Annotated in this window: 11 protein-coding genes; 10 read left to right on the top strand and 1 reads right to left on the bottom strand. The window is 31.8% G+C overall.

What is annotated here, in order from left to right; translation table 11 throughout:
* The first annotated feature begins 7 nt into the window (after positions 1-7).
* Genes lpxB through B2Y85_RS07260 form a run of 4 tightly spaced genes read left to right on the top strand, consistent with a single transcriptional unit; the run spans position 8 to position 5280 of the window.
* Entirely contained in the window at positions 8-1096 is a 1089-nt protein-coding gene (lpxB, locus tag B2Y85_RS07275) for a lipid-A-disaccharide synthase (RefSeq protein ID WP_372519822.1), read from the top strand.
* Positions 1093-2817, top strand: a complete 1725-nt coding sequence (locus B2Y85_RS07270; RefSeq protein WP_372519821.1) for an ABC transporter ATP-binding protein — start codon at positions 1093-1095, stop codon at positions 2815-2817. Before lpxB ends, B2Y85_RS07270 begins: the two co-directional genes overlap by 4 nt.
* Before the next feature lie 10 nt (positions 2818-2827).
* On the top strand, positions 2828-3817 hold the full coding sequence (locus B2Y85_RS07265; RefSeq protein WP_372519820.1) for a hypothetical protein: 990 nt from the start codon (positions 2828-2830) through the stop codon (positions 3815-3817).
* A gap of 2 nt (positions 3818-3819) precedes the next feature.
* Positions 3820-5280, top strand: coding sequence for a RelA/SpoT family protein (locus B2Y85_RS07260; RefSeq protein ID WP_372519819.1), 1461 nt, complete (start codon positions 3820-3822; stop codon positions 5278-5280).
* A gap of 75 nt (positions 5281-5355) precedes the next feature.
* Here the strand turns inward: B2Y85_RS07260 and rpmB are convergent, their stop codons facing one another.
* Positions 5356-5547 (bottom strand): 50S ribosomal protein L28, encoded by a 192-nt coding sequence (gene rpmB / locus B2Y85_RS07255; protein WP_372519818.1) that lies wholly within the window; start codon positions 5545-5547, stop codon positions 5356-5358.
* Positions 5548-5743: 196 nt separating this feature from the next.
* Between rpmB and B2Y85_RS07250 the strand changes: the two genes are divergently transcribed.
* The 6 genes from B2Y85_RS07250 (at position 5744) to B2Y85_RS07225 (ending at position 21975) form a co-directional block, all read left to right on the top strand.
* Positions 5744-6637, top strand: a complete 894-nt coding sequence (locus tag B2Y85_RS07250) for a DUF4912 domain-containing protein (RefSeq protein WP_372519817.1) — start codon at positions 5744-5746, stop codon at positions 6635-6637.
* 24 nt (positions 6638-6661) lie between these two features.
* Positions 6662-8251: a glycoside hydrolase family 57 protein gene (locus B2Y85_RS07245; RefSeq protein ID WP_372519816.1), complete on the top strand. Its 1590-nt coding sequence runs from the start codon at positions 6662-6664 to the stop codon at positions 8249-8251.
* Between the two features lie 5 nt (positions 8252-8256).
* Positions 8257-9501, top strand: a complete 1245-nt coding sequence (locus tag B2Y85_RS07240) for an HD domain-containing phosphohydrolase (RefSeq protein WP_372519815.1) — start codon at positions 8257-8259, stop codon at positions 9499-9501.
* Position 9502: 1 nt separating this feature from the next.
* The gene (gene rsmI / locus B2Y85_RS07235) at positions 9503-10213 is read left to right on the top strand and encodes a 16S rRNA (cytidine(1402)-2'-O)-methyltransferase (protein ID WP_372519814.1); all 711 of its coding nucleotides are present in this window, start codon (positions 9503-9505) and stop codon (positions 10211-10213) included.
* A 129-nt stretch (positions 10214-10342) separates the two neighbouring features.
* Positions 10343-10774, top strand: a complete 432-nt coding sequence (locus tag B2Y85_RS07230) for a hypothetical protein (protein WP_372519813.1) — start codon at positions 10343-10345, stop codon at positions 10772-10774.
* 32 nt (positions 10775-10806) lie between these two features.
* Positions 10807-21975 (top strand): hypothetical protein, encoded by an 11169-nt coding sequence (locus tag B2Y85_RS07225; RefSeq protein ID WP_372519812.1) that lies wholly within the window; start codon positions 10807-10809, stop codon positions 21973-21975.
* Positions 21976-22023 lie beyond the last annotated feature (48 nt).

The raw sequence follows: 22023 nt of genomic DNA, 5'->3' as shown, positions 1-22023 counted from the left end.
TTAAGATATGGGAAAGAATAAATCTATCTTTATTTCTGCCGGTGATATTTCCGGTGATATACATGCGGCAAATTTAATAAAATCAATAAAAAAAGATAGCAATTACAGAGTCTATGCTATCGGCGGCAATCAATTAAAAAAAGTTGCGGATGAATTTATTAAAGATATCGTAAACATAAACGGTTTTGGATTCTTCCCTATAAAACAGGTGTTTATTTTAAAAAAAATATTTAAGGCCGTAAAAAGATATCTTATAGAAAGAAATGTGGACAAAGTAATTTTGGTAGATTATTACGGCTTTAATATTCATGTTGCTAAACTTGCTCATGAATTAAAGATTCCCGTCTATTATTTTGTCACTCCTCAAGTTTGGGCTTCAAGAAAATACAGAATAAAAAATATTGCTAAATATGTCGATATTGCTTTTCCTATACTTCCTTTTGAAAAACCTATGTATGAAAAAGAAAATGTAAAAGCTTTTTTTGAAGGAAATCCTTTGGTTGATTTGGTGCCTAATGTAACAGAAAAAAAGGATGAAGATACAAAAAGAGAAGTTTGTATAGGCCTTTTTGCCGGCAGCAGAAAAAATACCATAAAAAGGCATTTACCGGTAATACTTGACACCGTAAAAATATTAAAAGAAAAAATAAATGCAAAATTTGTTTTGTTTTCCGTTGATAATTTTGAACAAAACGTTCCGGATTACATAACTGTCAGAAAGGGAAATGATTTTGGTGAAAGAGAAAAAATAGATGTCGCTTTATGCCCTTCGGGAACGGTAAGTTTGGAAAATGCTTTAATGGGAATACCTATGGTTGTAATGTATAAATTATCTTGGGCAAACTATTTGTTGGCAAGAATGATTGTTCAAGTAAAGTATATAACTTTGGCAAATATTTTATTAAATAAAGAGTTAATTCCGGAATGTATACAACATAAAGCAACGGCGGCAAATTTAGCAAAGAATATATTGAATGTTTTGGGAAAAGAAAAGTATGATTCCATAAAAAAAGAACTTTTGAAATTTAGGCAGCAGTTGGGACCGGAAGGCGTTTATGACAGAGTGGCAAAAAGAATTTTGGAGGATAATATATGATAGATTACAAACGACTGATTAAATATGCTATGCCGTATAAAGGCAGATTTGTTCTTGCAATGCTTTGTATGGGAATTTATTCTGCCGTTGCAGGACTTTTAGTTTATTTGTCTAAACAAATAATGGACGGCGTTTTTATAAACGAAGATCCTTCTGTCGCTAAATACAATTTAATTTGTTTGTGTTTGATAATGCCTTTGATATATGTCGTAAAAGGTGTGGCAGATTACGGCAGATGTTATTTCTTAAATTATGTTTCGCAAAATGCAATTAAAGATTTAAGACAGGATTTATGCTATAAATTAATTTCTTTATCTCATGGCTTTTATGTAAGAAATACTTCGTCAAAAATTATGTCGAGATTAACAAATGATATTAACGCTTTGCAGGATGCACTTGTAAAGGTTCCTCCAACTGTTTTAAGAGACAGTTTAATAATAGTCGGTATGATAGGAGGACTTTTTTATTTGCATTGGAAATATGCTTTTGTTATAGTCGTTGTCTTGCCTGTTTTGGGGTTGCCTCTTGTTCAATTTGCAAGAAAATTGAGAAAAGCTTCTAAAGACAGTATGGTTCAAATATCGGAAATTTATACATCGCTGCAGGAAATTTTAAGCGGTTTTTCGGTTATAAAATCTTTTTGCAGAGAAAAGCACGAAGAAAAAAGATTTGCCGTTAACAATAAAGACTATTATAACGTTCAACAAAGAATAGTGAGAGTAGATGCAAGAACGACTCCTGTAATGGAAGCATTGTCTATGACGGGAGTTGCCGTTGTATTGTGGTTTGGAGGTAAAGATGTAATTAACGGAGTGTGGACACTTGGAGATTTTACCGCTTTTATTCTTGCAATTACACAAATGTATCAGCCTATAAAAAATTTTGCACAACTCAATTCCACGATTCAAAAAGCCACATCGGGAAGCGAAAGAGTGTTTGAAATATTAGATGAAAAAGTTGAAATATTTGATGCTCCGGATGCAAAAAAACTCGATACTTTTTCAAAAAACATTGTTTACAGAAACGTTTCTTTCGAATATGAAAAAGAAAAACCTATTTTAAAGAATATAAATATTGATATAGAAAAAGGACAAACCGTTGCCTTTGTCGGTTCTTCAGGGTCGGGAAAAAGTACAATAGCCAATTTAATATTGAGATTTTATGATGTTAATTCCGGTGAAATTTTAGTTGACGGAATAAATATAAAAAATTTAACATTGGAATCTTTAAGAGATAAGATAGGTGTTGTTTCTCAAGATGTTTTTCTGTTTAATGATACCATAAAATACAATATAGCTTACGGAAAACTTGATGCTACGGATGAAGAAATAGAGGCTGCGGCAAAAGCAGCAAACGCACATAAGTTTATTTCCAAAATGCCTGATGGTTACAATACTTTAATCGGTGAAAGAGGAATGAAACTTTCCGGAGGAGAAAAACAAAGAATTGCGATTGCAAGAGCAATGTTAAAAAATCCGCCTATACTTGTTCTCGATGAAGCTACATCCGCATTGGACAGCGAATCGGAAAAGCTTGTTCAAGAGGCAATTGAAACTTTGATGAAAAACAGAACGGTTATTTTGATTGCCCACAGACTTTCAACGGTAAAAAATGCGGATAAAATAATAGTTATAGATAAAGGAACCGTTGCGGAAACAGGCAAACATCAAGAACTTCTTGATAAAAACGGAATATATGCAAAATTATATAACTTAAAATAGGTGACTTTTTATGAATAAAAAAATTTTATTAATTGTAGGTTTTGTTTTTATGGCAATTAATATTTCTTTTGCGAAGAAACCTCCCACGATGCCTAATTCTTATGATTCCACAGGCCTTAGCGCAAGAAGTCTTGCCATGGGATATACGGGTGCAGCTATGCCGAACACATTAGAAGGAGTATTTTATAATTCGGCAAGTTTGGGGTTCAACGGCAGCGAAGCAATACAAGTGGAAGCTGCGGCTTCCGTGATAAGAAATACGGATATAGATAAGAATTATATGGCTTATTATAATCCCATAGATTTGGGATTTACTTCCGTTGTTATTAATCAAAAACAAGGTGCAATATCTTGGAGAACTTTTTCTTCTAACGATACAGAATACCATGACGGTTCCGATTTTTATAAAAAATCGGAACACATAAAAGCCGTTACCATTTCTGCGGCAAATGTAAACGAAAAAGGAGTTTCTTTCGGATTAAATTTATCTTATTTGTACGGGACATTGGCGGAAAGTTCCATTACCGGCGGAACACCTTTTGCACAAACTTCTTCCGGTAACGGTTTTACTATGGATATAGGTATTATGGCGCCGCTTAAAGGTAATATGTATGTAGGTGTTAATTTTGAAAATGTTTTCGGTATTATGTGGTGGGAAAATTATGATTTCGATCAATTGCCTTTCGGAATAAGAACGGGTGTGGGATATATTTTAGGGACATTTAATTTGCTTGTTGATTGGAATAAGAAATTTTATAGATTCGGAAATATAGAAAATGATAATTTTTATTCAATAGGTGCTGAACAGTATATAGGAAGATATTTGGTGTTAAGAGCAGGTGCGCAAGGGCCATCGATTACCGAAACAGAAGATATAAAATATACTTATGGTGCGGGAATAAATGTTTCGATAATTTCCATATCGATTGCCGGAGAAACATATAAAATAGAAGAAGAAAAAGTTTCTCAATATAGTGTTTCCGTAAGGATATTAATGTAATTATGATAGAAGAACTAAAAAAACTGGTAAAAGAATATTTGCCGAATGCTGATTTTGCTTTAATAGAAAAAGCATATAACTTTGCTTCCAATGCACATTATTGCCAAACAAGAGCAAGCGGTGAACCGTATGTTAATCATTGTTTTAATACCGCAAAAATTCTTACCGAATTAAAGTTGGATGAAGCAACGATATGTGCGGCTTTGTTGCACGATGTTTTGGAAGATACTTTGGTTGTCCGGGAAGAACTAAAAGAAGAATTCGGTGAAGAAATTACAACTTTAGTAGAAGGTGTAACAAAAATAAATTCATATAAGTTTAACGATAATATTACCGAACAAGCTGAAAATTGGCGAAAAATGTTACTTGCCGTTGTTAAAGATACAAGAGTTATTATAATAAAACTTGCCGACAGACTTCATAATATGAGAACAATCAAATATTTGCCGCCCGACAAACAAAAAGAGATATCACTTGAAACGTTAACATTATATACTCCGTTTGCACACAGGCTCGGTATATATAAATGGAAAAGCGAACTGGAAGATTTAATATTTGAGGTTCTGCAACCTGTAAAATACCATGAAATAAAAAGTAAGTGGCAGGCAAGATCGGAAAGTAATTTGAAAAATTTAGAAATTGTAGAAAAACAAATAAAAGAAAAAATAGAACCGCTAAATATTGAATACAGGATACTTGCAAGGCCTAAAAATCTTTACGGAATTTACAGAAAAATGCAAAGGCAGGAAAAACCTTTTTCGGCAATACAGGATTTGTTCGGATTAAGAGTTATTACCGATACAAAAGAACATTGTTATGCTATATTAAGTATAGTTCAGTCGGAATTTAATGTATTGGAAAATTCTTTTACCGATTATATTGCCGTTCCTAAAGCGAATATGTATCAATCTTTACACATAACAATAAATTCCGATCAAAATGTTATAGTTGAAATACAAATAAGAACCGAAGAAATGCACAGAAGAGCAGAATACGGTATTGCCGCTCATTGGAGATATAAAGAAGCTTTTAATAAAAACGGTGCAAATAATTTAAAGCAAACAGATATAAATATGGAACATCATTTGGAATTTATTAAACATATTTTGGAATCTCAAAAAGATGTTAAAGACTCGAATGAGTTTTTAACGGCAATAAAAACCGAATGTAATTTTGATCAAATATATGTTACCACTCCTAAAGGCGATGCAATAAAGTTACCCGAAGGAGCAACGGCATTGGATTTTGCTTATGCGGTTCACAGTGATATAGGTGACAGGTGTATGGGGGTAAAAGTAGACGGGAAAATAGTCCCGTTGAATTATAAATTAAAAACAGGTCAAAAATGTGAAGCTCTCGTAAGAAAGAATATAAGACCTACCGAAAATTGGTTATCATTTGCGATAACCGCTCAAGCAAAAAGCAGAATAAGAAAATATTTAAGAGAACATAAAAAGAAATAAAATCTTTACACAAACAAAAAACACAACTCCCGAATTTCGAGAGTTGTATTTTTTTTATAAAAAAGATAAATTTCGTTATATGGCTTTTTGTATTTTACCGGAACGAATGCAAGATGTGCAAACATATTCCTTTGTCTTTTTGCCGTTAACTACTATTCTTAATTCCTGAAGGTTAGGTCTGAATAATCTCTTTGTAGCTTTATTAGAGTGGCTAACCGTATTTCCGGAAGAAGAACCTTTTCCGCATACATAACATTTGTAAGACATTTTAAATCCTCCAATCAAACTGATTTAAAAAATATATCAAATTATTATTTTTTTTTCAATACCGCAAAATGTCAGTTCATAATTTACAATTTATAATTTATAATTGAAGGAAAAACAGTTAAAAGTTATTGACTATTTTATGTATTATTTATAGAATATATGAAATATATTATAAAATCTAAAAGAAGGTGTAATTATGTCCGAAAATTTAAGTTCAAAAATCGGCGGTCAAGAAAAGACCGTCAATAAAACCGGATTGCCACTAGATTATGGAGACACAAAGATTACAATTTTGCCGAGAGATCCAATTTGTATTTTCGCATATTGGTCCGTTTCGGGTGATTATTTGAATAAATTAAAACAACAATACGGAGAATCCGTTTTTGCGGATGCAAAATTGGTTATAAGAGTTTATGATACCACAGATATAAGTTTCGACGGAAACAATGCCAACAGATATTTTGATGTTTTTGTTACTCCGCAATCCGACAGTTGGTATATAAATGTCGGTGAATTTAACAGATGTTGGTGTGCGGATTTAGGTTTTTTGACAAAGGACGGTAAGTTTATTTCCGTGGCAAGGTCTAATAAGGTTAGTATGCCGAGATACGGAGTATCAAACATAACCGATGAACAATGGGCATTATTACAGATTGAATTTGAAAAATTATTGAAGATTTCCGGAGTAAATCAGGTTGGAATGAGTTCCTTTGATATAGCAAAACTTATGAGAGAAAGATGGGAAGAAATAGTTTCTATTTCTCTTCCGAGTTCTCATTCTCATATCAGCAGCAGTTCAAGTTCGTTTAAAACACATCCGTCTTATACACCTGAAAACAGCGGTAATGCGGTAAGCAAAGAAAAAAGTTTTTGGTTAAGAGCAGATACAGAAATTATTATCAATGGTGCAACGGAACCCGATGCAACTTTGACGTTAAAAGGTCAGCCGATAAGATTGGCAGCAGACGGTTCTTTTTCCGTAAGATTTTATTTGCCGAACGGTGAAGATAAATATACGATAGAAGCTGTATCAAGTGACGGAACGATGAAAAAGAACATTACATTTGAAGTGAAAAAAGATACTAAGTAAAAATTTTAGCAGTTCGGAATATTAATGAATAATAAAGGTTATTGGTGTCTCCAATTACATGCTCATTTGCCTTTCGTTCGTCATCCAAACTATCCAGATTTTTTGGAAGAGGATTGGTTATATGAAGCTATAACGGAAACCTACATTCCTCTTTTATCTGTTTTCGAAAATTTTGTAAGAGACAATATCAACTTCGCAGTGACTATGACGATTACTCCGTCTCTTGCAAATATGTTGGCAGACCCTTTATTGCAATCAAGATACTATGCAAAATTAAACAAGCTTATAGAATTATCGGAAAAAGAAGTTTTAAGAACAATAAATTTACCGGAATATCATTCCGTTGCTTTGATGTATGAACGAAATTTTAAAACTTGCCGAACAATTTGGGAAAAATATCACGGTAACATTCTAACAGGGTTTAAAAATCTTCAAGATGCAGGCAAACTTGAAATTATTACTTGTTGTGCCACCCACGGATTTTTGCCTTTAATGACAAACGAAACCGCTCAAAGAGCGCAAATCCAGGTTGCCGTTAAAGATTATCAAAAACATTTCGGCAGAAAACCTAACGGTATATGGCTTGCCGAATGTGCATATACTTACGGCATAGAAAAATTTTTAAAAGAAGCACAAATAAGATTTTTCTTTATGGAATCTCACGGAATATTGTATGCCGTGCCAAGACCGAAATACGGAGTTTTTGCACCGATATATTGTAAAAACGGAGTTGCGGCTTTTAGCAGAGATATGGAAACGGCACATCAGGTTTGGAGTGCGGAATGCGGTTATCCGGGAGATGTTGACTATAGAGAATTTTACAGAGATTTAGCTTATGATTTGGATTATGATTATATAAGGCCTTATTTGCATTCCGATGGAGTAAGAAGAAATATAGGTGTAAAATATTGCAGAATTACAGGTAAAGTACCTCTGAACGAAAAACAACCGTATAATCCGGAATGGGCAAACAATAAAGCCAAAATGCATGCCGAAAATTTTGTGTTTAACAGAACAAAACAAATAGAACATTTACAGGGTATTATGCAAAAAGAACCGTTGGTTGTGTCTATGTATGATGCGGAACTTTTCGGTCATTGGTGGTTTGAAGGTCCTAATTTTATAAATTATATATTTAGAACCATGCAGGAAAAAAATGCTTCTTTTAAACCTATGACTCCAGTTCAATATTTAGATAAATTTCCCGTAAATCAAGTTTGTCAACCGTCACCGTCATCATGGGGGGATGAAGGATATTATAAAGTATGGTTAAATCCTAAAAATGACTGGATATATAAACATTTAAATATGGCAGCAGACAGAATGGTAGAAATTGCGACAACAAATCAAAATGCTGACGGAATAAAATTGAGAGCATTGAATCAAGCTGCAAGAGAATTGTTATTGGCGCAGTCTTCCGATTGGGCTTTTATTATGACTACGGGAACAATGGTTGAATATGCGGAAAAGAGAACAAAGGAACATATATATAATTTTACCACATTATATAATCAAATAAAAAATAATTCTATTGACGAAAGTTTCCTTTCTAACTTAGAATATATAAATAATATCTTTTCCGAAATTGATTACAAAGTATATATAAAAAATTAAACAAAATGTTATTAACGACAACAAATATTTTAATAACTATCGCATTTAGTATTGCTATAATATTGTTAATTTATATGTTTTTACAAAACAGAAAATTACAATATAGAGTTGCTAAATTAAGATATCAAATAAATTCTACAGAAGAAAAATTGCAACTTCACACAATCGATATAGATAACTTGATAATGATGTTGGCAAGTATTCATGAATTCGGTGTTACGGCAACCGGTTTATTGTCAAAAGAAGAAGTGTCGCAAACCGTTGTGGATACCGCTTGTTCCATAATTCATTCCGATTTGGCATCTTTGATGCTTATAAATTCAGACAATGAATTGTATATTATATCTTCAAAAGGTTTGTCCGAAAAAATAAAAAAAGAAACAAAAATGAAAATAGGGGAAGGCATTGCGGGAAGAGTCGCAAGTACAGGTAAATATATTTTTGTTGAAAATATTGAAACCGATGTCAGATTTTTAAGACCTAATGATAATGATAGATATTCTTCAAAATCTTTTATTTCCGTTCCGTTAAAAGTAAAAAGCAGAGTAATCGGGGTATTAAATATAAACTCACCAAAGAACAAAAAACAGTTTAATGATAGAGATTTAAAATTAATTACTATTTTAGCTGACCAGGCTGCAATGAGATTGGATAATATAGAATTATTCAACAATTTGCAATCTTTTTATTTTGAGATGGTTCAAACTTTAGCAAGAGCTATAGATGCAAAAGACGCATATACTTATGATCATGCAGATAGAGCAAGAAAATATGCCAAAGCAATAGCTGTTAAAATGAATTTGCCTTATACTATTGTTAGAAATATAGAGTATGCAGCACTTATGCACGATATCGGCAAAATAGGAATTGCAGATAACATACTATTAAAAAAAGAAAAATTGACCGAAAAAGAAATGAAGATGTTAAGAACTCATCCGACAATAGGAAATAAAATTTTGGCTCCCGTTAAATTTTTGTCTCCCGTTGCTCCTATGGTGTTGTATCATCAGGAATGGTATGACGGTTCGGGTTATCCAGAAGGTCTTGCAAAAGAAGAAATTCCGTTGGGTGCAAGAATAGTTGCCGTAATAGATGCTTACGATGCAATGACTTCTGATCGTCCATATAGAAAAGCGTTACCTATAAAAACCGCAGTTAAAGAACTAAAAGAAGGTGCAGGTACGCAGTTTGATCCCAAAATAGTTGATATATTTATTAATATTTTAAAGGAAGAAAAACTTATAGATTAATATGAGTAATGCCATGTTGTTTGTTGTACCAACACCTATAGGAAATTTGGAAGATATAACTTTAAGAGCAATAAGAATATTGCAGGAAGTTGATACCGTGGTTTGTGAAGATACAAGACAAACAATTAAATTGTTATCTCATTTGAAAATATCAAAACCATTAATCAGTTTTTATACACAAAATCAATTAAAAAGAATACCTCAAATAATTTCTATGCTTGAAAGCGGTAAAAGTATCGCTTTGGTTTCGGATTGCGGAACGCCGGCAATTTCCGATCCGGGATATTATCTTATAAAAGAAGCAATAGACAAAAATATAAATGTTGTGCCGTTACCGGGGGCATGTGCTTTGATAACGGCTTTGGTAGGTTCCGGACTTACTACCGACTCATTTGTTTTTCTTGGTTTTTTAAAGAAAAAAACGGGAAAAATGAAGAAAGAATTGGAACAGGCGAAATCTATTCAAAAGACAATTGTTTTTTATGAATCTCCGCACAGAATTTTAAAAACTTTGGAAGTTTGTAAAGATGTTTTCGGTGAACAAACTAAAATTGTTTTAGCAAGAGAACTTACAAAGAAATTTGAAGAGTTTATCAGGGGAACAATAAAAGAAGTTATAGGAAATATGTCCGGCAGAGATATTTTGGGTGAATTTATAGTTTTAGTAGAACCTATACAAATATCTCTATCTGAAGATATTTCTAAAGATTGATATTTTACATCTTTTTTACACGTTTTTGTTGAAAAATCAATATATATAGATTATAATTATCATATGAAAGTGTCTTTAAAAAATAAAGCATTATCACTTTTTGTTATGCTTTTTTTGATGTTTAATTTTATGTCTTTGACTATAACAAACATCAAGTCTTCTAATGTTATTAAGTCGGGCATAGTTGAACATTTTTTTGCTGCGAAAAGTTTTTCAGATGATATAGTAGCCAATATGCTTTCAAAAAAAATGAACGGTAATAAACAGAAAAGCAAGAAAGATACCGACAAAAAAGATTTCAACAAAATAACCGAATTTTTGGTACCTTCGATAGTATATAAGACATCGTTAAATTTCGGTTTTAGTTTTAATAATGTCAATAATGGTGTTCTTTTCTTAATAAATTATTTGAGTAAAGAAATAGAATATCCGTTGAAAATACCGTTTTGGTTGTTAAGTGTCTTTCTGTTACTATTAATAAAAATATTATTTAATGTTTTACCGAGATCTATATCAGTTGATTATAATAAAATGTATATAGAAGGGGCTTGTATTGTGTAAAAACAATACAAGCTTTTTTTATTGGAGGCAATATGAAAATTTTTATAAAAACTAAAAAATTCATAAGTGTTATAACGGCACTTTGTTTATTGATTTCTTTTGTTATAGGACCTACTGCGACTAACGCCATGACAAACGAAGAGGCTACCGTAAAATATAAACAAATATTTAAAGATTTCATGTTGCCTTATAATTATGGACAAATAACAAGTGCACATTATGCGGGAACAGACCGAGTAATAATAAATATACAAGATTTGCATTGCCATCCGAAAGTTCAAAAGAATATCAGTAACATAATAGAAATTTTCGATAAAAGTTTTGGCGTAAAAAATGTTTATTTGGAAGGTGTTTATGAACAATTAAGTACGAAATGGTTAAGCGACAGAATAGAGCCTGCTAAGAAGAATGAAATTTTGGAAAAAATGTTGGATACGGGAAGATTGACGGGTGCGGAATATTACAGTGTTGTAAGCGGGAAAACGGAAATAATAACAGGATTGGAAGAAAAAGGTCCGTATTTGGAAAACTTAAAAAGATTCGGTGAGATAGTAGATAATCAAGAAAAGATAAATTTGATATTGAATGCAATGAACGAATCTTTATTAAAAGTAAAGAAACAATATTACACAAAAAGACAATATAAGTTAGAAGAACTTTCAAAGAAATACAGAGAAGGAACAATATCTCCCCAAAAATATTATGTTTTGCTGTTAAAACACACTGATAAATTAGGAATAGATTTAAGCAAATATGAAAACACCTTTACTTATATGACTCTTTTGGAAATGCAGAAAACTTTGGATTATTCAAAAATAACAAATGAACTTCAAAATTTGATTTTATTACTGAGAGAAAATTTGGCAAATTCCGCATATCAAATGTTGGTAGATAATACCGAAAATTTTTCAAAAATAGATAAATTATACGGATATATAGTAAGAATAAGCAGAGAATTGGGATTGGATTTAACGGTAAATTTCCCTAATTTGGATAACTATTTCGGTTATATAGAGTTCAGTCAAAAAATAAATCCTTTGGAGTTGATAGTTGAAGAAAAAAAATTAACGGAAGAAATAAATACAAGATTTTCCGAAACAAAAGCACAAAGAGAAGTCGTTTTTCTTACAAATTTTGAAAAATATTTGAAAGATTATGTAAGCAGCAAAATAACATCGGATGATTATGAATATTATAAAGAAAATATTGATACATTCAGACAATTGTGGAACAAATATGTAGATAACAAGGTATTGAGTTTGTTAGATGAATATATAGCGGAAGCCGATAAATTCTACAAAATAAATACCGACAGAAACATATACTTTACCGACAATATGTTTACGGAAGAAAGTGTGTTGGGTAGAATCGAAAATGAAGTTGAAGCAAAGGGTGATGTAAATAAAATAATAGACAATATGAAAGGTGTAAAAGAAGTAGATGTTGTAATAACCGGAGGTTTTCACTCTCAAACAGTAACGGAAATATTAAAAAATCACGGAGTAAGTTATATAGTTATAACACCTAATGTTACCGATGGAGTAAAACTTGCCGAAGAAACGTATTACGAAATAGCAAAAGAACAAAGCAAAATCTCTTTTCAAACATTGGCAACATTACCGTTTTCGGCATATCCCGAAAATATTAGAGTACGAGCAGCCGTAAGTGCTTTCGGTGTTGATATAGCGAAAGAACTTTTCCCGAATAGTGTAGCTCAAATTGATACAATAACTTTAGATAAAGATCAAGAAGAAACAGCCAAGGCAATTGCCGAACAGATGAAAAATCTGAAAAAGGCGATTGAAGAAAGCAAATTCTTGGAGTCTGATGATGATAATTTTGTAGAGTTCTTAAATAAAATAAGCGGTGAAAAAGTCGGTGTTGATTTGGCAAAATTTGTTGATTTGGATGAATTAAAGGAAATTTTAACGGATATTTCTATAAATGATAGAGCTGCTGCCATAAAAAATGTATTAAAAAATGCCGAAAGAGATATGAATTCAGGTAAAACCGGCAGAACAGTACGAAAAGCGATAACAAAAATCAGAAGAACATTCCTGAAAACAACAGATAAATTCAGATCTCAAGAAGGATATTTACAAAAACAAAGGTTAATTGACCAAATTAGGACATTACCTAAGTTGTCCGAGCCACATAAAAAACTATTAATGAGTAGAGACGACAAACATAAAAGAATTTTAGAAGAATTATCTAAATATGACTATGACAAATTAGAAAAGTACGGTCAAGAATATTTGCAACATTATTTGGAATTAACGAAACAATTATGGAATATAAAAGAAATAACATCTCCAGATCAAGTAAGAAGAGAAATAGAAGAATCCTTTGCAAAAGTTGAAATGTTTTTCACTCTTATAGGATATTCCGCACCTCAAGGAAATTATGAAGAAATAACAATGTCGGTGTTGGCACCTTTAATGGAAAAAATATCAAAAGAACTCGGGAAAGAACGATTTGGTATTTTATCAAGTCCGACAGCAAGTCAAGGCAGTATAGATGCGGCTTCAACGGTCTTGTCTCAAATGTATGATGCTTTAATGGTATATATTACGGCTAAAAGTTATTTGGGATATGTAGAGCCTGAAAAATTTCCCGGTGCGGGAAACTTTAAAAAAATAGAAGATTTTCTTGTAAATATGGACAAAGCAGATTTAATGAAAAACGGGACAAATTTAAGAGAGTTTTTAAATGCATTTAAATTTGTTGCGGAAAACGGAGATATTTATTCTAAAGCTGTGGCCCAAACGAAGAATGTTCCTAATTTTGCAATTATTATAGGAGGAAGAGCAGTATCTATAGAAAACGATTTAATAAATGCATATGAGGAAGGGAATGAGATATTTTTAATAAACAGCAGATTATTGGCTGCACAATCTCCTGCAATAACGGAAACAAGAGCAATAAACAATTCCGTCGAATATCTTTTGTTCTTAGTTGATTTGATAGAAAAAGGGATTATTAAAGGTATTACCGATGACAAAGTTGATTTTGATGATGATAAAATAACCGTTTTAAATCCAAAGGAAAAAGAACTTTATGATTTATTAAGAGCTAATGAATTATCTTCAAAAATTAAGAAGTTTATAGAAATTTTATTTAAAAAAGGGGTAAAGAATAGAGATGATTTAGGAAAATTAAAAATTCATGTTATGGACTTGGATGATGCAGATATAGATATGTCTGCCGGTGAAAAGAAAGTTAAAGAACAATTGAAAGAAAAAGGGAAAAAATTAGCTGAAAAGATATTTGAGATAATTGAAAATTTTATAAAACCTGCATTAACTGCAGATGATTTGGAATGGGGTGGCTCTGTAAAAAGTGCGGAAGTTGAAGTGCAAGCATTTGATTTAGAATATGCAAAATCTCACGGGTACTTAGAAGGTGTTGAAGAAGCAGAAGCAAAATATGATGAAGATGGTTACAGATATTATGTTTTAAAATCCGAATATGATAAAGGCAGGCATGTTACAGCAAGAATATATGATGCTGATCCGGATAATTCAACTCTTTCTGCCAGAACGAATGTTTCTGTAAATCCGATGTTTGTTGTAAGTGAAAAAGGTTCTGTTAGTTTTATGGGAAGGGAAAAGTTCGAAAGAATTTATAGGCCTCATGTAAGTAAAGACAAAACAGTAGGACAAATATTTGATGCTACAAAACGAGAAGTAGAAGTAGAGGTTTCTTTTGCAGAACCGATGAGTATAATCGAGACGGATGAGGGTAGAGATACCATATTACCTTACTATATTGTTGTTAAAGGAACAGGTAAACCTTATGCAATGTCAATAGCTGAATTTATGAGAATATATCCTCAAAATAAAAATCCGGAATTTTATAAACAACATGAAGAAGAAATAAAAAGACTGCAAGATGCACAAAATATACGATCTGCCGAAAAAGCGGAGGTCGCTGAACAACAAGTGTCTCAAGAACAAGTAAGTGTAGAACAACCTAAAGAACAAAAGGGAACAACTACACAAGAACAACAAGAACAAAAAGGAAAAAAAGGAAGAATAAAGGCTATAATTGCAGGCATACTTGTAACCGGGGCATTATTTTTATCCACCATTATTCCCGGTTATTTTCAATCGGCAAAATCAGAATCCACAGTAACACAAGAAGCTATAACTCAAGAGGAACAAGCTTCAACAGAAATACAATATTCAACTCCAAATATGGAACAAATTTTATCTTCCCATGAGGCTTTTGAACAACTTTATAACAGTTTTAAAAGAAATAATACAATGTTTGCACCGGAGTCAAAAGGTTATTTGGAAACATCTCTTACCACTTCAAGTTCTAAAGAAGTTAGAGATTTTCTTAGAAGTGACATTGGTAAAGCACTATCTTTTTTAAATTTGCCCAGTGATTATGATAATGTTCCTGAAGTAATTTTTATGAAGACGGATTCTAATGATGAATATTTCTTAGGAAGTGCTTGTGCTCATACAGTTGAAATTAATGGACAGAGAAAAGATTTTATAATAATTCCCGTTAATTATAATAAAGATGGAACATTTAATCTTGACAGACAAGTATTATCAACGATTGTTCATGAGTGGACACACCATATAAACAGAGATAAAGTAGAAAGAAAAGAGATGAGCCGTTTACAAGACGAATATGAAGCAACAAGAAATGGATATTTAATGTTGGAACAGACAGATAGTAGCTTTTCTTTTTATGTTGATGGAAATTTATATGTTATGCCGTTCGATCAAGGAATAAGAGTTTTTGGATTTAGCAAAATTTTAGAAGAGCAGGATAGAGTAACAGAGTTTTTTAAAAAATTCAGATCTGATGTGTCTTTTAATGATTTATACTATGGAGATGTTATTTCAAATGTAAAATCGGAAGATGGCAAAAATCTGGTTATGATTGAGATATTTGATACTGAAAGTGATAAAAGAGGTGTTTTTGCGGTAATAGATGAGGATGGAAATTTAACCATACAAGAATATGTGAAAATAGAGAATGTTTATGAGGACGGTTCTCAGGAGGAAATACAATTTGAAGCAACAAAAGATGGTAAGAAAACAAGAGTTAAAGCTAAAAAAAGTTCTAAGATAGAAGCAAAGCAGACGGATAGAACACCGGATAGAACAAGATGGGAAGAGTTATACGATATTTTCCAACGAGCACCTCTTAGTAGTAATAGGGTTAATAAATCGGCGATAATAGGCTCTTTTGTACATATTGCAAGAGACTTGAATGTTTCAGACGAAAATCTTAATAAGATTTTATTGCCGTTAGCAAAGGAACTTTCCGAGAAAAGAATTGATGATATATCTACAGAGGCAAATTGTTTAACTTTTAAAATATTGCTGAGTAAATATTTTCAAGGAAATAAACGAACAAAAACCAGAATGACGGATTATGAAGATGCAATGAAGATTGGAAGATTGCTTTATTACACAATAGGTGATAAGGCTGCTGATTTAACGGAACAACAAATAGATAAAATACTCCCATTGTTGATGGATATATATTATAAAGGAGTAGAACAACTACAATCACGAAATACCGTAACGAATGAAACAGGCTTTTATTGTCTTTTAGGTATGGAAGAAGAATGTACTAATGAAGGTTGGGAATCAATTTTTAAATTGTTAGGAATTAATCCTAAAAGAGATTATTTTAAATGTACGGGAGATTATTCTGATGATAAAGTTACCATATATGGATGGTTGGATACTATTAGATTTTATCCTGAAAATAAAGCCAGATACGGATTAAAAAATATGTATGCAATGTATTCCGGGCATGGCCAACCAACACATTTATCTACAGGTGAACACAATTTAAAGGTAGAAGATATAGTTGAAGCTTTAGTGGATGCAAGGAGAAAAGGTGCGGATTTAAGTGAAATAACATTGGATTTGGCAACATGTTGGTCATATTTTTCTTCAATAAATATAATAGAACAATTAAAAAAACGATTAGAAGAGGAAAATCTTCCGCTATCTTTCCCAAATATAGTAACTGATGCCGGTTATGAAAGTCTGAAAGGAAAGTTTATAGATATGAAGAATTCTCCGGTTTCAATTGATCCGTCTTATTTTGTTAGTGGAAAGTCAAATGTAACTTTAAGTAATAAAGAAGTATCTTTAATAGAATATATTTTAGCACACAAGTTTGAACTGGAAGGACGAAAAGAAAAAGGCTTAACCTTAGCTGATTTTCATAATGCGGAAAGAGCATCCGCGAATTATACCGTTTTTGCCGTAACGAATGAAGAAATGGAAAATTTGTTTGATGATTTGAGACAAAATGTTTTTGAAATATTAGGCCTTTCTTCTGATGAAATTACTTATGGTACGAAAGATATGGAGATAACAGAATATCTTGATATATACGAAGAACATGAACGTACTGTTCTTGTACAAAGATGGTTAGCAAAGAAGGGGAATATGATATATATGGAACTCCTTCTTGCTAAAACTAAAGCAATTTTAGATAGAATCGGTAATACAAAAATAATAAAAACTTTATATAAAGACAAAGCAGGAGAAAATTTTAAAAATACAAGATTTGGTAAGGCTATTGGTGTAAATCTTGAGACTTTTGCTTTTTGGATGCCGAAATTTGTTGCGGCACATAACTTTCGTTATGCTTCTCAAGATAGCGGAGCCAGAGCAGTTGTTTGGAGAATTAGATCTTTATCAATAGGGATAGGGATGGTTTTTGGTGTTTTGTCAGCAATAATAAATTTAATCAATCCGATAACAGCAACAATTGCGATTCCTGCCATAATAACTACATTGGTAGCTACAGCGTTAACTGCAAATACATTCCATTATTTTTATGATATAGGTGTTTATAACGGTATAGATCCTTCCGAATTGGAGAACATGATTAATGATATAGACAGAGAACAGGCAATAAGAAATGCTAAATTGGAAGAAATTCAACCTGGTTTTGGACAATTAATAGAACAAAAAAGCAGAATTATAACTATATCTGATTTCTTTAGAGAAAAAGGTTTTGTAGGCTCAGCTAAAGAGCTTGATGACAGTGATGGTATAGCATTAGGTTTATTATCTCATGAACTGATGAAGGATGAAAATAATGAAGGAATATTTGTAAAACTTATTTCTGCTATTTGCCGTACTACGAATATAGCTGATTGGCAAATTGCTTTACGATATTTTGCGGATAGAAAGCCCGAATGGGGACTTGTCGGTGTAACTTCAGATAAGTATATGCCTGAACTTGTAGAATATTGTAAAAGAACCAACAAAAAAATATATTTCTTTTTACCGAATGAGACAAAGGAGTATTCTAGAACAAGAGGACAAGCCAAAGTTGATCCAAGAATTGCAAATAACGAATCTTCAAGAACACGAAATGAATTAAAGTGGTTAAAAGATCACCCGGAAGCTTTGCCATATGTTGAATTTGTTGTTGGAGCCTATGATTTCTTAGATGTAGAAAGTGTAGAAGAATATAATAAATATTTTTCCGATGATAAAAAGACAACAGATACGGTTTCCGCAATGTTAAGAACACCGGAATTATTTGGTGAACAAACACAATCACAACAAGAACAGGAGGAAATTAAAAAAGGATTTTTTGGAAGATTTTTTTCAAAATTGTTTAGTTCAAGAAAATCTAAAACGAGTGACGTTTTAGCAGAGTTAAATCTTGAAAATAAGGATAAGTATTATGATGCAGATAAAGATAAGTTGGAACAACAATTTCTTGTTAATGTAGGAGACAATACTTACATTTTTACTTTAAATATAGGATATAATTCGGATGTATATTTCACTTTAGATTATATGAATGGCGAAATAGTTGATATGGCAGAGATGGATAAAGTACAAGATTATTTGGGGATAGATTTTGACGTTAGTGCTGATAACAAAACTCTGTATATTATAAAAACAAACAATTTTAATGAAGGCACACAAATATATCCGTTAAATGATAACTGGGATATTCCTTTTCAAAATATGGATAAAACTGCTTCGGTTGAATTTGGTGAAAATATTGATTTGTCTGACGCTGAAAAAAGAGCCATTGAAAAGGATACCGGAACTGTAGGTTCAACATATATCTATCTTGATGATTATATTGATAATACTTCTGCCTTGCAGGCTAAAATAAAACAAGCTTCAGATAAGAACGAACTTATAATAATACATTTTTTTAGAAATAATAATTTTAAAAATAGTCTTACATATAAGCAAATTCTTAGTAAATATAAACAAATTCAAAGTTTAGTAGGGTTGTTTTCTTTTTATGGTAAAGGTAGTGAATTTCTTATCGCTGAAATACTTAAGAATGCTTTTGTACATGGAAATCAATGTAAATTTGAAGAGCCAATAGCTTTTTATATAAAAGTTAATGCTGATGGTTCAAAAATAAACAGATTAGCTGTTTATAACAAAAAATCAGAAGGGAAAGAAAATATTCAATTAAAAACTCTTGCGGTTGCTGCGAGTCTCTCCGGTTTTCATATGGGTGTGAAGAGAATGACAGAAAATAAAAATTATGATTATGTTGCCGGGGATATAAGTTTAGGTGAAAATTTAGGTAAAAATAATTTTTATAAAGCATCGGCAGAATTTCATATTTCTAAAGAAGAAAATATAGAAGAGCAAGGTGATATTACATCTCAACACCCTACTCAACAGCTTGGACAAGAACAACAACAAGTAACTCAACAAGGACTTTCAGAGACAGAAAAGACTAAAATAATATCCGATATCATTGATGATATTTGTAGAGATGTGGAAAGAGAATATAAAATTACTAATCTTTCTTTACCTGAAGAGTTAAATACTGTTATACAAAAAATAATCGAAAGCATAGAAAAAGAAGATAAAATATCTTTCCTTCAAAGAGATAGAATAAAACGATTGATTATTGACGAAAAACAAGCATATTTATCTCCGATTTATGATTTTGCGGCGAAACAAAAACATTTAAAAGAACAATTAGAATGGCTATCTCCGGATATTGAAACTTTTATAAGAATATTTAATGAGACCGTAAAAAAATTGCAGGTTTCGGAAGGTATAAAGACGGATTTATCCGATATGAAAGATGTTGCCAAAAATTTTAATACGGATTCTGACGTTTATGACTTAATAGATTTTCTAATAAATAATAGATATAAAACATATGAAGTTGAACAGATTTTTAGAAATTTAGGTCTAATACAACAATCAAGAAGAGATGAAATTCAAGCAATATTAGATGAAAGTGCAAAACAAAAAATAGAGGAAGGAATAGAATCAAAAATACAAGCAGCCAAACAACAGGGACAAGGTGAAGAGAGAGAATTTAAATCAATCGTTGAACTTGAAAGAGAAGGAATACATCCGATTGAAAATATAATAAGATGGGCAATGGGTTTATTAGGTCAAGTTTTTGGAAATAATATAAAACTTGAAGGAAAGATTATAATGGCAAAGGAAGGTTTGGATATTAAAGCCCCTGATGATATAACGAAAGTAACATATAGAATAGAGAGTGAAAAGAGTGACATTATGCTTGGGACTGTAATAGGTGTCGTAGATGGTAGAACGATAAGAGTAAAAAAGCAAGGTAATAATATAATTTTCTATTCTAAAGCAGAAGAAGGATTGACAGGTATCTCCGAAGAACAAATAAAATCTCTTTTTATGGAAGCATTTTCAAGTGGTATAAGAGCGGGTTCTGTGAAAATCGGTTCTGCTATAGCATTTGCAAGGGCCGGCGATAACGTTGCCGATATACAAAACAGAATTGCAAATGCAGCTATAGACGGAATGCAAAGAGCGGAAATAGAAGTAAGTTTAGATTTGTCGGATACGGAAAATATTGGGAATAGTCTTAAACAAAAGTGTGAAGGTGTTAAGGGACAATCAACAACAATAGTAATAAATGCAAAACAATTAAGTAAATATGGTTCTGAAATTAACGGATTAAGAACAGCTGGTTTTAGATTTATATTAAGAGGAAAAATTAGTGAGATAGAAGATGCTTTTGAAAAAAGTGGAACTTTTAGCAATTCTAACTTTAATTTAGATGGAGCAATTCTTGATGGAGAAGGGAAAAATGTGAAAGAGTCGATGAATAAACTAGAAGAATTAGCGGCAAATAATACGGAAGGAACATTACACATAGAAACTCAAATGTATGTGGATATGGCAACTGCGAAAGGACTTGATGCAAACAGAATATATGATGATAATGGAATAATACCGATAGTAACTATGGATCAAGCAACAAATATGGTTGGAAAATATGCCATCGGATACAGCGAGATAGAAAATAGTAATATAGAAAAGATGTTATCCGGCGGAAAAGTTGTTAATATATTGTGTGCAGATGGCAAAGAAGATCAATTGGAAAAACTCAGACAAAGATTGGCAGGAATATTTAAAAATATGTTTGGAACAATGAATGAGTTGTTAAAGCCGAAAAGTCCGGAACAGAGAGTAACCGAAGAAACCAATGCGGTAAGTGATTACAATTTCGGTGAAGAGTTTGGAAAGGAAATAGAAAATGTAAGAGAAAAATTGTTGGGAGATTTGAGAGAAGGCGGTATAATCAAACGAATATTAACAGAGAGAAATGTGATAGATAAAGATGTTGTGGAAGAATTGCTAATCGAATTCAAAAAAAGTGAGGTGTATACACAATTGCCGTCCGTAATAAAAATGAGAATACAAACTGAAATGGAAGGATGGAAATCCTTTGAAGCAATCGGAACGATAAGAGGTTTTGTAAATCAGGTAATAGATAGTGCTATTTTAGAACAATGGAGAAACAGCTACGAAAACTTAACACTTGAAAAGCAACATGAAAAATACAGCGAATTGAGAAATAAATATTTGGGAAAAGAGTACAAAGAATATAGGGAATATGCAAGAATAATAATTATACAGCTTCTTATGTCAAATGAAAAACTGAATTTGGATTCTTTGATAAAAATGAGACCGGATACAAACCAAAGAGTTGAAGATTTATTTAATGAAATAAAAACAAGTTTAAATAAAGATGTTATAAAATCAATAATAGAAAACAAGACGGCAATAAAAGAAATAACTTCTAATGACGAAGGAAACACGATTGAAAATCTCGGAAATATTCTTGCATTGTTAGAAGGTAATTTAATAAAAGCAAGTGCAGTAGAAAAATTAGAAATACCGGTAACGGCAGTAAGAAGCATCTTGGCGGCGGCATAGTTTTCAACAAAATTCAAAATCAACGGTTGGTAGAAATATCAATCGTTG

Source organism: Candidatus Ruminimicrobiellum ovillum, from assembly GCF_002392975.1.
GTDB lineage: Bacteria > Elusimicrobiota > Endomicrobiia > Endomicrobiales > Endomicrobiaceae > Ruminimicrobiellum > Ruminimicrobiellum ovillum.
Note: the sequence above shows the minus strand (reverse complement) of the source record. Positions and strands in the feature narration are given on the sequence as shown.